General features: G+C 46.5%; 9 protein-coding genes. All 9 read right to left on the bottom strand.

Features of this window, described 5'->3' with window-relative positions; all coding sequences use genetic code 11:
• Position 1 precedes the first annotated feature (1 nt).
• The gene (locus CPIN_RS28870) at positions 2-1,813 is read right to left on the bottom strand and encodes a RagB/SusD family nutrient uptake outer membrane protein (protein WP_044219937.1); all 1,812 of its coding nucleotides are present in this window, start codon (positions 1,811-1,813) and stop codon (positions 2-4) included.
• Between the two features lie 63 nt (positions 1,814-1,876).
• Complete coding sequence (locus tag CPIN_RS28865) at positions 1,877-5,008, bottom strand: SusC/RagA family TonB-linked outer membrane protein (RefSeq protein ID WP_222838156.1); 3,132 nt, start codon at positions 5,006-5,008, stop codon at positions 1,877-1,879.
• Positions 5,009-5,094: 86 nt separating this feature from the next.
• A complete protein-coding gene (locus CPIN_RS28860; RefSeq protein WP_187294702.1) occupies positions 5,095-5,670 on the bottom strand; it encodes a discoidin domain-containing protein in 576 nt (191 codons plus the stop codon).
• Positions 5,671-6,374: 704 nt separating this feature from the next.
• Positions 6,375-7,697 carry an ABC1 kinase family protein gene (locus tag CPIN_RS28855; RefSeq protein WP_012793419.1) on the bottom strand — a complete coding sequence of 441 codons (1,323 nt, stop codon included), beginning with the start codon at positions 7,695-7,697 and terminating at the stop codon, positions 6,375-6,377.
• 7 nt (positions 7,698-7,704) lie between these two features.
• Complete coding sequence (locus CPIN_RS28850; protein ID WP_012793418.1) at positions 7,705-8,331, bottom strand: TetR/AcrR family transcriptional regulator; 627 nt, start codon at positions 8,329-8,331, stop codon at positions 7,705-7,707.
• A gap of 140 nt (positions 8,332-8,471) precedes the next feature.
• Positions 8,472-11,258, bottom strand: coding sequence for a bpX3 domain-containing protein (locus CPIN_RS28845; protein ID WP_012793417.1), 2,787 nt, complete (start codon positions 11,256-11,258; stop codon positions 8,472-8,474).
• Positions 11,236-13,728, bottom strand: a complete 2,493-nt coding sequence (locus tag CPIN_RS28840; RefSeq protein ID WP_012793416.1) for a hypothetical protein — start codon at positions 13,726-13,728, stop codon at positions 11,236-11,238. Before CPIN_RS28840 ends, CPIN_RS28845 begins: the two co-directional genes overlap by 23 nt.
• Positions 13,728-14,432, bottom strand: coding sequence for a hypothetical protein (locus CPIN_RS28835; protein WP_012793415.1), 705 nt, complete (start codon positions 14,430-14,432; stop codon positions 13,728-13,730). The genes CPIN_RS28840 and CPIN_RS28835 overlap by 1 nt, the downstream gene beginning before the upstream one ends.
• On the bottom strand, positions 14,429-15,580 hold the full coding sequence (locus tag CPIN_RS28830; protein WP_012793414.1) for an AAA family ATPase: 1,152 nt from the start codon (positions 15,578-15,580) through the stop codon (positions 14,429-14,431). The genes CPIN_RS28835 and CPIN_RS28830 overlap by 4 nt, the downstream gene beginning before the upstream one ends.
• Positions 15,581-15,584: the final 4 nt, after the last annotated feature.

The raw sequence follows: 15,584 nt of genomic DNA, 5'->3' as shown, positions 1-15,584 counted from the left end.
ATTATTTCCAGCCTGGGTTCTGTGCCAGGTTTGGATTGATCAGGATTTGCTTGTTTGGTATAGGGAACAGATAGTCTTTATCAGTAAAGATGCGGTTTTCGATCTGTGTTTTCTGATAGAACGCAGTACCGTCGCCATTCATATTCATACCATATATCGGACCGTTGTTGGTAGTTTTAGCAATTTTCCAGCGACGGGTATCGAAATAACGTACGCTTTCGAATGCCAATTCCACTCTTCTTTCTGCACGGATAGCTTCACGCATAGCATCCTGTGAAGCAGGCGCCGGAATCATACCTTCACCGCTACCATATTGTGGGATGCCTGCACGCTGACGAATGAGATTTACATATTTCAGGATGTCAGCATTTGCCGGAGAAGATTCATTCAGCGCCTCTGCATAATCCAGGAAAATATTCGCTAATCTCAGCATGAGAGCACCGCGACCGTTATCGTTAGGCATTACGTCTTTTCTCACGATATAACCAGTAGGAGATACATCGGAAGTACTCTGACTTCTACCGGAGTTACCTTTGAATTCCATGTTAGTAATGATCGGATTGGAACCAGTCTGGTACAGCCAGTAACTGTTGTTGTAAGTGATACCAACATAGAAACGAGGTTCTCTGTTGACCCATTGGTTATAGGTATTTCTTGCGGCGTTATCAAATGGTGCTTTAAAGTTGGAGAAACCACTTGCTACATAACCGGAACCTGCATCAGAGATAGGCAGACCGTTTGCCATGAAGTAAGCATCTACCATTGCCTGTGTAGCGCCATTAGCACCTGCACCATGTTGCTCAGCAGGGAAGCCGGCATGGAATGGTGTTCTGTCGTAGCGCATGTAGCTACCAGAGTTAGATCGTGCATAGATCCATTCCTGGTTCCATTCAGTAGTCGTTACCTGGCTGCAGGCATTGTAAGCTGCAGTAAATGCATCAGGGCCGCTGGCAGTGTACAGGCTATATTGACTCGGCACATAGGTATCCAGGAACTCTTTTGCAGCAGCAGCAGCTTTGGTCCATTTAGCAGCATCATAAGTGGTGCTTACGAGTGGCGTACCATCCGGATTTTTGAAATTAGCATAGTCTGCGTTGCCATTCCAAAGTGGGCTGGCGGCCAGTAACAGCGCTTCTACTTTATAGGCCTTCGCAACACCGCTGGTGATCCTTCCGAACTCTGTACCGCCTGGAACGCTTGCGTCCAGGTCAGCAGCCGCTTTGTCCAGTTCACTAACGATATAGTTGATACAGGTATCTATGTGAGAACGCTTGAACTGTAATTGGTCAGCCGGCGTGTTGATATCGATCGGCGCTTCACCCAACAGGATTACCGGGCCATAAATCTTTACCATGAAGAAGTAAAACATAGCACGCAGTGCACGCGCTTCAGCTTTATATTGTTTTTTAAAGCCGTCATTTACTTCAACCGAATTTGCGTTGTCAATGTTCTGTACAAAATAGGAAGCATTACGGATCGCTTTATAATAATTAGTCCAGTAGGTTTCTACTTCACCATCAGTGCTCGCCCATGCACCGGTATTCATATTATTGGTATAGTTAAACGACCAGGTATACTTGGATTCGTCTGAGGCCGCGTACCAGGCGCCTGAGTTCTGATTGCCTGTAAAACGCTGTTGCAGTTCATTAGGCAAGGAGAAATAGATATTCGCGAGGAAATTATCCGTGTTCGTTTTAGACTTGAAGATGTCGTCAATGGTGAGGATATCGTCAGGCACCTGATCAAGATATTTGTTACAGGCGGTGATACCCAATGCCAGTACGGCGGATAATATTAAAAAGACTTTTTTCATGTACGAGTGTTTGACTTTGTCACATATCCCGCTATGTGTATAACGGGTCATTCAAAACCTGTTTTAGAAGTTGGCCTGCAGACCGAAGTTGATAGACCTGGTGTTTGGATAGTTGGTACCGTTGCTGGTATTCAGCTCAGGATCCCACAGTTTGAATTTGCTCCAGTAGAACAGGTTCAGACCCTGTACGTACAGGCGGGCATTTTTGATATGTGCCCTTTTCATCAGACCCTTTGGCAGGTTATATCCGAAATCAGCAGTTTTGAGACGCAGGAAGCTGATATCTTTTACCCACCAGCTGGACTCCTGTGAGTTATTTTTGTTGGCTGCGTTACCATATGCCAGACGAGGATAGAATGCATGCGGATTAGGATTGTCTTCTGTCCATCTGTCTTCTGCTATTGCAAACAGGTTACTTCTTTCAGGACCAGTGCTGTTGTTGAAAGGAATAATACCATCGCCACCCAGCATCCTGTCTGCGCCGGCAACACCCTGGAAGAATGCACCGATGTAGAAGTTTTTCCAGGTCAGGTTCAGACCGAAGCCATATACAGTAGTAGGAACGTCGCCATTACCGATACGTTTTTTATCATTTGCGGTGATAACGCCATCGCCATTCAGATCCGCATATTTGATATCACCAGGATGAACTGTACCGAATATAGACTGGTTTGCGTGCTTGTCTATATCTGCCTGATCAGTAAACAGACCTTCTGCTACATAACCGAAAGTAGCGTTGTAGTTGGTCCCACGAGTGTCCATATAATCATATGGCTGTTTAGGCTGATCATTTTCGATCACTTTATCTCTGTTGTATGTAAAGGTAGCGCGACCATCCAGTGTCATGTTTTTAGCGATCTTGACAGGTGACATTTCGATCGTTGCATCAATACCTTTGTTCTGGATGATACCGAGGTTACCCCAAGGGCGGGAGTTCAGCCCCACGAAAGAGGACAATGATTCTCTCTGCAGGAATACGCCGGAACGTCTTTCTTTAAAGAGGTCAGCAGTAACGGAGAGATGTTCGTTCAGTGTTTTGAATTCGATACCGAGGTCCTGTTTGTGAGAAGTAGCCCAGGTTACATTGGAACCATAGTCAGTGATCACAATACTATGTCTCGAGAAAGAGTTACTGTTTTTACCAAAGTCCAGACCCAGATCCTGTGGATTACCATTTGCATCCAGCGGATCGTAGGCAACCAGTGTCAGGTAACCGAAACGACGACCGCCATTACCTCCATCACCCACTTTACCATCAGAATAACGGATCTTCAGGAACTGTATGCTGCTTTTTGCACCTTCAAAGAAGTCTTCATTAGACACTACCCAACCCACACCAAAAGATGGGAAGAAACCGAATCTTTTGGATGGTGCGAAGTTCTCAGAACCATTGTAACCAAAGTTTACCTCAGCGAAGTATTTCTCATCGTAAGAGTAAGTACCCCTTCCTGCAAGACCCAGGCTACGGTATGGAATGGAACCTGTCAGGTCATTAGCAAATGCCTCTGTACGTTCACGCTGGTTATAGAGCATCATCGCAGTCAGGTGGCCTTTCTTACCAATGTTTCTGTCATAGTTCACTGCACCTTCCAGGTAGAACTGTCGTCTGCCGCCGTTTGTACGACCATATTGCAGTTCATCGTTACCATTGGAGATCAGGTTCAGGTTAATACTGCCGTCAGCATTGTAAGGACGTACCTTGTTGATCAGGTATCCACTTCTATCACGGAAGCGGCTAATCTGGTGGTTATTGAATACGTCAAATGAGAACAGGGCATAAGCGGATAAACCAGGTGTGATTTCGGACAGATCCTGGGAAATACGCGCGTTGGAATATACCTGGTTGTTAAATGTATTTTTGAAACCGGTCTGTGTAACCTGTGCATACGGGTTAGGCTGTGCACCTTGTGAGTTCACGCTAGGTACCAGGTTGCCCGGGTACATGATCGGATAGAGCACCGGGTTAGTCTGCATTACATTTCTGAATGCATCTTCCGGATTAACGTTTGGTGTGTTCACGGAACTAATATAACCCTGGATACCGAGATCGAATTTGGTGGTCTTGGTCCAGTTCATATTAGTGTTAGAGGTGAAGTTATAGCGTTTGAAACGGGTAGATGCGTCATAGGTCTGTGATTTGTCCGTTCTCAGTAAGCTGGACTCGTCATAATAACCCAGGGACACATAGTAAGTTGCATTGTCGGAACCGCCACGTGCGCTGAAGTTAGCACGTCTGTTTGTGCTTACATCTTTGAAGAGCGCATCCAGCCAGTCTACATTCGGATACAGATAAGGATCCTGTTTCAGAATGGTTGCATTGATTGTATTATTGGAGTACTCTGGAGCAAGGCCGGTATTACGCTGCGCCTCATTACGAAGCATCATGTACATTACGCCATCAGTCAGTTCCGGCCTTTTGGTAAAGGACGTCACACCCTGGTTGTAATTGGCCATCAGGCTGGACTTACCTGAAGTTCCTTTTTTAGTGGTGATGATGATAACACCGTTCGCACCTGCCACACCATATACTGCAGTAGCAGCAGCGTCTTTCAGTACAGTGAAGGATGCAATGTCTTCAGGATCGAATGAGTTAATGTCACGTCCCTGAACACCATCCACTACAACGAGCGGTGATGCACTGTTGCCTGAGCCATTAAAAGTAGAAATACCACGGATCCATAGATCTGCGCCATTGGATCCAGGTAAGCCGGAACGCTGAACACCAACAACACCCGCAAGACGACCAGCCAGTGCCGCACTCAGGTTAGCTACAGGCTGTTTCAGGTCTTCCATTTTAACGGTAGACTGCGCACCCACGAGACTGATCTTTTTCTGCTGACCGAAACCTACGACAACCACCTCATTCAGGGAACTGTTGGTAGCTTTCATTGTAATATCAAAGTCGATCGTTGTTTTAATCACAAATTGAAATGGTTCAAATCCCACGAGGCGGGCTACCAGGGTATCACCCCTTTTTGCGCCAATAGAGAAATGTCCCTTATCATCAGTAGGAACACCCGATTTGGACGTCTGATTGATGATCATCACCCCAGGCATCGCAGCTCTCAGTTCATCCTTTACGTTACCAGTGATGGTGATTTTTTCGGCTTGTTGTGCGACAACCGCCGTAGTGACAAATATTCCCGACAGGCATAGGCTGCCCATCGCAAGAGACTTTCTTAGATTTCCAAGCATAGTTGCTTTGTTTGGTTGAATTATGGAAATATTAGCAGCGTCGTACTGTCAATGATGGACCGTTGACAATACAGCGTTTAATGTTTTTATTGTTTAGGTCTTTTTATTAAACGCCATTCAGCCATCTGAAAGAGACCGCTGGTACCACCTTTTAAGGCAGAGATAGCAAGACGGTAGTACTTGTATGAGTCGGCATTGGTATATTCGAAACGAATAGTTTGCTTTCTTTCCGTAAATGCCTGATCGGTTTTGCTGTCAAGTTCTTTCCATTCAGTCAGATCATTTGATCCGAGTATTTTCCAGTTTTTAGGATCTCTTCCGTCAGCGTCGTTGGCAGAAGTGAATGTATACGCATCTACTCTTTCAGGAGCATCGAATTCCAGCTGGATATAGAATGTTGGCTCAAACGAGAAAATGAGGAATTTAGAGCTAAGATCATTATCTATTAATTTTCTTGATCCTTCACCGGCATTTGGTCCACCTGTGTTTTCAATGCTCACGGTCATACCAATGTTACCATCAGTTACGTCCATTTCAACTTCAGGATCAGGAGGCAGTAATTCATAGATACGTTCTTTCTTTTTGTCGCATCCTGCGAGAACCGCCATTATCAGCGCCAGGATGACCAGTGCTTTAATGTTGGTTAGTTTGTAAATCTTCATGTTCATATCGATTTTGGCTTGAATTGCATTGTTGTTATAGCTCATTCGCTATGGTGTATAAAAATCCCCTTCCGTTCCAGTCGCTTTTGTTAAAAACGACTGGGCAGACGTTAGCCGGTCTCCTTTTGTATCAGAGAAGCCTACAAGAAAGAATAATTAAGCATTACTGCCTGGTTCCCTTAAAAGTATAAGATGACAACTTACTTCCCCCATTTATTGGCTGATTATTATTTTATAACGACGAACTAGCTATTCCTCTAGGGATAGAATCAGTTAACCGGCATAGGGCTGATAACTGCTATCTTTTTACATACATTGATTTTGGTCTCTCCTTTAACTCTCTCTCACAACTTAGAATTCTCACAGCCATAGTACGAGGGATCATTTTTATGATCTGCATTACTTAGTATCAACGGTTTCGGTAATGTTAATCAGCGTATTTTTCCCGACCCTATAAAAATAGTAGGATTTGTTTTCCAAACCTGTTAACAGATTTTAACAGAATGTTAACGGAGTTTTAATTGATTTCTAATAATACTGTTTATCAGTTTGTTACGTATTAGCTGAGCACTCTTTTTTGTTAAAAAAAAATTAAAATGAGAATAAAAACGTGAATGGATACAATAAAAAAACCGGCACTTTAATATAACCTTCCAGGTTACATCAGTGCCGGTAATAATACGCTTAATTCAGTAGGAGTTCTTTTATACAGGGCGTAACATGCTTTGTATACGGGCTTCGCTGGTAACGACCTTCGCTTTCAGATCACTGAGAATAGAATATAAACCGAAATAGGTCCGGTTCACATATAAGGAGTGTCGCGACCCTCTCGCTACTTTAGAATCTCTTACTTCTTTCAGATTGTACAGGTAATCCATGTATGCGTAGATCTCTGCAAAATACGTTTCGTCCCCGAAATCAAATTCCTGCTGCGTAAAAGGAAGCGTCAGCATATCAATCATTTTCTGGAAGAGTCCTGAGAAGAATACAATTTCCTTCTCCGTGTCATTCGGATGGATCATCTCCAGGTTCAGGTAGATTTCCTTCCGTCTGGCTTCATCTTTCAGCACTTCTTTATCAACCAGCAGGAAGTAGTTGGTATAGAAGTCCTCAGGAATTTCTTTGATACAACCAAAGTCGAATACGCCGACAGTACCATCTTCCCGCATCAGGAAATTGCCTGGATGAGGGTCGGCATGTACTTTCTTTAATGCATGTACCTGGAACTGATAGAAATCCCACAGGGCTTGTCCGATCTGGTTCCTGGCCTCCTGTGAAGGATTGCGTTCCAGGAATTCTTTCAGGTGGAAGCCTTTCAGCCAGTCCATCGTAATGATCCTGTCACTTGACAGTTCCGGGTAATACACCGGAAATACCAGGTTGGGAATATGTGCGCACTGGGCAGATACTTCCATTGAGCGTCGCAGCTCCAGTTTATAATCTGTTTCTTCCAGCAGTTTGCCTTCGATCTCCTCAAAATACTTATCCATGTCCACTTCATTCATCCCTACAATGCGGATGGCGAAAGGCTTCACAATGCGGAGATCGGACTTTACGCTGTTAGCAACACCAGGATACTGGATCTTTACAGCCAGGTCTTTCTCCCATTTTACTGCTTTGTGTACCTGTCCGATAGAGGCTGCATTGGATGCCTGCATCTCGAACTTATCGTACAATTGTCCGGGTGTTTTACCCAGTGTTTTGACAAATGTATTGATGACCAGCGGACCGGAAAGAGGAGGGGCACTGTACTGTGACATGGCAAAGCGTTCTGTATAGGCTTTGGGAAGCATTCCCTTGTCCATACTGAGCATCTGCGCCACCTTCAGCGCACTTCCTTTCAGATTGCTGAGTGTATCGTAAATGTCCTCCGCATTGTCGGCGTGCAGTTCTTCTCTGCTGGTGGAGGGATCTATGAGTTTCTTTGTATAGTGTTTGAGATAGTTGGTACCTACTTTTAATCCAGTTGTAACAAATTTGCTGGCACGTTCAACTTTTCCGGTAGGGATGTTAGTCTGTTCTTTCATCACAATGTTATTTCCTTGCAAACATGAATTTTCCGAAGTCCAGGATGCTGTCAAGTGTATTGGAGCTGATCAGCTGAAAGCTGAGGTTAACGGCTTTTTCTATGGCGGCATCTGTCATTTCGAAGCGTTCACTGTCATCTTTTGTCCAGTAGCGTAGTACAAACAGCGCCTGTACCCAGAAGCCATGTACATACTGATCGGAAATATACTTACGTTCCTTGATTTCACCGGTCTGATAGCCTTCCTTGATCAGGTCGCGGATGTAATCGTAAAACGCGATCCGGAAGGATTCCAGTTTGTCCAGGTGCAGACCGGGCACCAGGTATTGTTCTTTTTGCTGAAGAATATAGCTCCTGTTTTCTCGTAATTGCTGTACCCACAGGAAGTAGAAGGTCAGGAGTTTTTCCCGGGCGGAATAGTTCCGGTAAATTTCATCTTCTTTCAGTTTGTCCAGTGTTTCCTCAAAGAAAGAACACCAGATGTCTTTTTCCAGTGAATCGAATGAGGAATAGCTGTCGTAAAAGGTAATTTCAGTTATATCCAACTGTTGACAAAAGGCGTATACGGAAACAGGTCTTTTACCATTTTCCAGCCAGTATGTTTTATAAGCGTCGCGTATGAGTTTTTTATCCATGATCCAGGGTTTGGCGTGTAAGTAAAAACATGACAAGGGTGACGCGGGTAAAACGTCACCAGCTATAACAAATTTACGCCACAAACGCCGGATTAATATCAATCTCCGGCATCTGACTGTTAATAAATCCCTAAATTGATTCAGCCCGGACGATGACCGGTTTCTGCCACGGTAATCCTGCCTTTATCATCTACCAGCACCACGGTTCCCGGATCGCCTGCCGGCAGGATAAATCTGACAGGAGCGGCCGTTTTCAGTTCCCGGACGATCCGACCGCCTTTACCAGGGATAAATTCATAAACCTGTGCGCCGGAACGGTCTGACGCCATGACCAGGAGGCTTTCCGATACCAGTTGCCAGGGGCGGGTATGCGATCCGGGAGTGAAATGCTCTGTCATCTTCCTCAATCCTCCACTGTCTTCCCTGATGAACAGGCAGCCCCTTTCCGTTGACACTACGATCGTTGTGCTGATAGAATGCTGAAAAATGGTCATATTGTCTATAGCTGCATCCATTTTCAATATAGCGGTACCGCCCAGGCTTTCGATCCTGAACAGATATTCCTTGTGATACAGGTAGAAAGGATCATTACCATAGATCTGAAGTGGCGTTGCTCCTTTGGGCAATATGACAGGCAAGTTGGTCTCCTCATTGAAACATTTGGTAAGCACTCTTTCCCCTTCCATATTGTCATCCTGGAGATGGAGTTCTCCGCTGTGTTTATCGGCAATAAAGAGCACCGGTTGGCTATCCAGATCATTTGTCACGCCCACCAGTTGCTCTTCCACAGAATAGTCGGTGGTATCCAATCTGATATTGCTCTGAAAAGGGTTAATCAGTGGTAATTCAGGCGCCCCGATATCGATGACTCCCCAGTTTGTTTTCAGGAACATGGTCAGCTGGCGATGACGCATATTGCCTGTGACCGGGAAATAGGGCTGAAGCGTGACCGGTCTTTTAAGTCTGACCTGCTCTGCCAGGTGCGGGCTTTCCCAGGAATAGTATTTCTGCTGTCCCTTTAGGGTCATGCGCAGTACAAAGACGCGGGTTGATAATATGCCCACGAATATGAGCTGTTGCATGGATGCTGTTGCGCCATACCATTCGATATCTTCCCGCAACCGGAAACCCTGCTCTGTTTTTATGCTGGCATCCGGATATTTCAGCCGGTTGTGATAGCGTTCGATATCCTGGGAGAGCTGTTTATCTTCCGGCAGCACCCTTTTCAGGAGGTTCAGTTTGCTGATATCGCCCCGTTCTATCTGTGGACTGATGATCTCATAAGTAATCTGGGTGGTGGTATTTCCGGCCTGCTCATCCATTTGTTCCCGGAAGTCGAGTAAAACGGACAGGAAGAGGTCGTATCGTTGCTGTGGCGTTTTCTCTGTATATATAGTGGCTATTTTCGCCGCCATTGTTGTTTTATCGAGCAGGTTATTGATTTCCAGGTACTTAATCAGGCAGTTTTTACCGCTGTAGTCATTTTGCCAGCCACGTACCAGTATATCGCTGGCGGCGGCGGTGTCATCTGCTTTTTCATGGAGGATACGTGCAGCTCCCAGATAGTCCCGTTTACTAAGGGATTGTTCAACAGCGAGGTGATAGTATTCAAGCGCGCTTTCACGCCGGGAAAGCTGCATCAGCAGATCGCCTGTTTTCTCAAATTTCTTTTGTTCCTTATAGATCTTAATCGCTTCCAGCAGGATTCCACCCTGTTCGTAACACCTGGCTGCTTCTAATGGCTGGTTGAGATGATTTTGGTAGAGTATGGCAGCTTCATGAAAGAACTTACCTTCTTCCAGCAATCTTGCTGCCTGCCAGAGATCATTGAAGAGGTGGGCATAGATATAGGCTGCCTGCCGGTAATCGCCATCCTGTATAGCTTTCTGTGCCTGTTCCAGGTATTTTTTTCTCAGTAATTCTCCATGGTCCCGGCTAGTCTGCCATCCGTCTACGGCGCCGTTGCTGAACAGGCCACCCAGACTGAAATTTGTGGTATGCGCACTTAAACGGTCAGATGGCGGCGCGGCGCCTCTACCGGATGCATTGTCCTGCAGGGGAATGGCGTATTTCAATGCTTCCCGTGGATTTGTTTCAAATAGTTTCAGCAGGCGTTCCAGTTCACGGTCCCTTTTTGCCTGTATGTCCTGCATCATTTTTTCAAGCCCCCTTTGTATATAAGATCCACCTGTGCCAGCGCTATTTCCTCCGCTCAAGGAGCCGGTTCTGCGGCCGAAGGAAAAAAGGCTCATAACACCTGCTAATATTTTAAACAGCAAGCCTCCACGGAAAAATGATGGTGGCTGAGGGGCGCCTTCGGGATATTCTTCTGGCGGAAGACCCGAAGAAATGGAGCCATCATCCTCCGGTAACTCATACAAGGGTCTGGGCGTTTCTCCATTCCCCAATAAATCACTGAGATTGGCCATTGTAGCGACCTGTGTAATACCGATATTCGTCAGTCTTGCTGTCGGCGGCATACCAGGATGTGCATGGTCCCAGGAGCGGGAGAGGAATTCGCCTGCGCTTACCAATGCAGACAATCTTATTTCATCCCGCGTTTCAAAGCCGACAAAGCCGATAGCAGGATGTAATATCTGCCGGTGCCAGATCAACAGGTCTTTCATTTCTACCGGAGAAATGGCAGGTGTGATCTGCGCATTGACGGGAATAAACAAGTTCCCGTTAATGACGGTATAAGGATGACGTATTTTTTCGGGAGAGGGGAGCTGGTTGTTGAAAATGACCAGCAATCCGCCCGCTTCTTCTGTGTTTTTGTGTTCCGGTAAGAGAAATCCGGAGAGCCCTGTCAGTGGGATCTGCCATTCATTCATTTCACGGAACCATTCCTCCGACGTATTGCCGCGCAGGAAAGCAGCGCCTGTGTTGTGCAGGGTCTGTGCATCATATTGCAGCTGCAGTACCATATTTCTGGATTATGTGTATGAACGGTCTGATATATTTCTGATGGAAGGCCATTACCTCTACTACTTTCGCGTCATCTGGTCTTAAATATGGATGTCCGCAGATATCCCCATTGGATGCCCAGCAGGCAATACCGACGTTTACCATTACCGGCAACGCTATTTCCGGCAGCGATTTGTTTGAGCTACGGAGATAGAGCATATGTCGTACTGTGTCAAACCATGCCTCGCTCCCGTCTGGCCAGCGGTAGCGAAACAAGGGTTGCCGCAGGTCTTTTATTTTAAGCTTTTGTGCGGTGCTGACGATGTTGTGTACAGGTAAGGGTTCCGTAACAGGAATCAGTTCTACTTTTTGTTGACTGAAGACTAATTCATGTCTGTTGATCACAAAGTTTCCCTTGTCATTAATGGAGATATGTTTCACCTTACTCAACATGTCATATCTCGCTGCACTGGTACTATTAGTGCGGGTTGTCTTTAAGGTCTCTGTGCGAAGTCGATCGATATCTTCTGTTGTCAGAGAAGGAACTACGTTTGTCAGTTCTCCGCTATATACGTCGAGTATACATATGCCATTGGCCGTTTCAAAAATGAAAGCTTTGTCAGTAATACTGAATATGGTCCTGTGTATCTTAGCAACCGTTTTTTCTTTCAGTTTATTCGTTACTGCCTTTGTTGATAACTGCCTTGTGGTTTTATCGAAATGACAGACGATAAACTCCTGCGAATGTCTGTCCCTGAACTGGATAAAAAAGTTTTTTTCATCATGTCCGTAGTTGTAAACGGACATGTAGGCTTCGGGAAACAGGGACATTATTTCCAGTGCACCTTTATGTTCATTCTGCCAGTATACAAACTGTCGCTGGTCTGTGATACAGATGCCGGCATGTTCTGTAGAGGCAATGCCGTTATAGCCATAACCACGTCTTGCCGGCAGCAGCAGGGGAAAGGGCAACTGTTCCAGAAACCGGGGAATGTCGAGGATAGTAGGGGCGCCTCTGAAACCATGTCTGGCCCCTTGTTTTTTAGTGCGTGGCACAGGTTGTTGCATATTGATACAGGCCCTGCTGACTAACTTCCGGTGGCCGGAGAGATACCGGTATAATTGAACGGTCGCGTCCCGGTTGACCGTTACAAGGAATCCATTGTGTGGGCGCAGGGTGACGAATGCCTGTTGAAAGAGCGTTTCATGGAATAATTCTTCGCTGGTGATCAGGAAAAATTCCTGGTTACTATTGAGTGTATGCAACTCATTGAAAGCGAATAATGCATTGGCACTGCGCAATGCCGGAGAAAGCAGGTGCATGGCCTTTACGATATCATTTTTGTTGGTCAGATCGATGGCAGTGCTTTGATCTCCAGCCAGGGCATAACTTGTGATGGTCGCCTGCTGTTTCTTGTCCATGATGCAGGCCAGCGCGGTGGAGATCGCCAGCATATGCGGCGTTCCCCACATTTTTATACTGGTATCGATCAGTATAAAACGATGTGTATGCATTTTGTCCGGTATTTCTTCCCGGCGAAGGTATAAGGCTTCATTGTTGGCCAGTCTTGCCATCAGCACATCATCTTCATTGGCAAGCTCACTGAGCAGCAGTTTGTCGATAGCGCCCTTATTGGTAATATCTGACACTCCACCGATCGTCATATCACCGGCACGATTTGTATGCATCGGCAGGTGAATAGCGGCCATCAGTTGTTGGGTCAGTAATGCTATATACGCTGTACGTTCATCTTCTGTCAGTTCCTGCAAGAGGTCTTTTTCACCCGCTTGTGCGGGTAATGGCAGTTCTTCCGGCATCTCTATCGGTGCCGGAGCAGGTGGTGGTGCAGGCGGTGTTTTGATAAGTGCTTCCAGTTCCTGTTCAAGTACATCGGTATAAGGGTACTTTTGCAGGATCCGGGACATGACACGCAGGTCATCGCCTGCCTGTTTGTTTGACCAGTTATTGTCGTCTATCCGTGGCGCACAGTAATCTTCCGGCGGCAGTTGCCGGAAGATGGCCAGCATTTCCTTTCCCCAGCCATTTGCCAGTGCAAGCGGGATCTGTCCGAAAAGGCAATTGAAGAGTATTGTACGTTTACCCTCTTGCCAGTATTGCCGGGACAGCGGATACAGGAGGTCGACGAATGAATGCAGGGTATTGGTATCCCGGGGTAAGTCTTCCGGGCTGGAGCGGTATAACCAGCTCTCGGGATTGATCATGGCACGCCATAATTCCTGCTTCAATATCTCCGGTGTTATCCCTTCTTTTGACTGCCGATCCATTTTCCCGATCATCAGAATAATCAGTAAAACAGATAAGGGCGGCGTTGTTATATATTCCGGTGACAGGTGGTTAATCAATTCTTCTTTGAAACAGATTGTTTGGCCTCTGGCAAATTCTATAACAGTGCCTTCTTCTGTCCAGTGCCAGAAATAATCTTTTGGGGCACTGAAACAGGCGATGGTTTTATCGTGCAGATTTTCCATTAAAATACGTTGGTGAGGCGGATGGCGCTTCTGGTAGCATGTACAAAACAATTCATTGGAATGCGTTCCCACTGTCCATCCGGATGAAACAATATCATGGCACCTTTATCTGCGGCAAACTGCTCTGCAATGAATGCGCCTGCAGCCAGCGGATTGAAATCGTAACCAGCTGGTAGTAACAGGTTGTTCCTGAGTACGAATGCCTTTCCTGGCAGGGAAGGCATTGGTGCGCCGATGACCAGCACTTCTTCAGATGCACATACTGCAAAACTGAGTTCCTGTAATCTGACCAGCGGGGCATAGTCTGCGTATGCTTTCCAGTGGGCCAGATCAGTAATGATTGCGGCTGGTTCTGTAGTTTGTGCAGCAGGAGCCAGCTTTACGGTGAATGTCCGCCGGGTCTTTCCCGGTAAGGCGGAAACGGGCAGTTCTACTGTGAGAAAAGATGTCAGGGCTTCCCAGGTCATTCTTTTCAGGATATCATGCGGTGTTTGTTTGCCTGGAAGGAATAGCCGTCCTTCGAAATCCGCCAGGTAAGTATGCAGTACAGGCAACTTACGCAGCCGGATATCCGTGCTTTCCACCGGAATGCCTCTTACCCAGATTTCGTCTCCGGATAGTGCTACCAGCAAGTCTGGCCAGGTACGTATGCTCCCCAGGGTTTCCAGTTGTGCCAGGGGAAGCACGATGATCATTTCTTTCATGCTGATTGCATTATCTTCTTCCAGAGCGCATCAACAGGGACGAGTACATAGTTGCGTTGTGTGGTATTGCTGATCCATTCGCAACGACTGTTGATGCTGCGTAGTCTGTCTTTGATCTGTGCGCGGATGGCTGCTGTTGTTTCCGGATGGTCCCATTGCTGTTGCAATTGTTCTACTTCGCGGTATAGTGCATCTGCATCCGGCGTGCTGCTGTTGTCAGCGCGCGGATGTTCCTGTGGATGGTGTGCTCCTTTTGCAATTACAGCATTTACGATACCGGCAATGATCTCGATCTGTTCTTCTGTATCCCAGATATAACGCAGTATCCACAGATCGGAGAGGATGGCTTTATCCCTTTTGCAGAGCAGGGCGCTGGCGGCCACGAGGCGTTGCAGTTTTACGGCACGTCTGTCAGAGATCTGTACGCCTGCATTCCTGAGTTGCTGCACCAGGGAGATGTATTCCGGTCTTACACCGTTGAGATCAATGGTAGTATTGAGGTGCTGTAATGCGCGGAGTTCATCGGCAGCGATTCCTCCATGGATATGTCCGGATTGTTGTTCCAGTCCCCATCCAGCCTGTAGCACGCTATCCAGCATTACCGGATCTACGTTGCTACAGCGTACCCTGATCAGGAACCTGTCAAAGAGGGCCTGTAATGCCTCGTCTTCCGGCAGGTGGTTGCTGGCGCCGATGAAGGTCAGCGTCGGCAGTATGCGGGTTTCTTTTGCTCTACGGAATATTTTTTCGTTCAGCGCCATCAGCAAACTGTTTAGGATGGCACTGTTTGCGTTGAGTAATTCATCCAGGAATACCAGTGATGCTTCGGGGAGCATTCCTTCTGTATTGGTTACCAGGTCGCCGTCACGCAGTTTGCGGATGTCGAATGGTCCGAACAGTTCATTAGGTTCGGTAAAGCGGGTCAGCAGGTATTCAAATGTCTTCAGGTCCAGCTGGCGTGCCAGTTCGCGTACCAGTGCACTTTTGGCGGTACCCGGAGGGCCGAACAGAAAAAGATTTTCTCTTCCCGCCAGACAAATCCCCATCAGGTCAATAATATCATCTTTTCCTACGAATGTGCCTTTCATGTGTTGAAGTACATCATTCAGCTTGTCTATCAGTGGTGATTCAGAGGTCAATGGTTCCATGTTG

The organism is Chitinophaga pinensis DSM 2588, assembly GCF_000024005.1.
Lineage (GTDB): Bacteria > Bacteroidota > Bacteroidia > Chitinophagales > Chitinophagaceae > Chitinophaga > Chitinophaga pinensis.
Note: the sequence above shows the minus strand (reverse complement) of the source record. Positions and strands in the feature narration are given on the sequence as shown.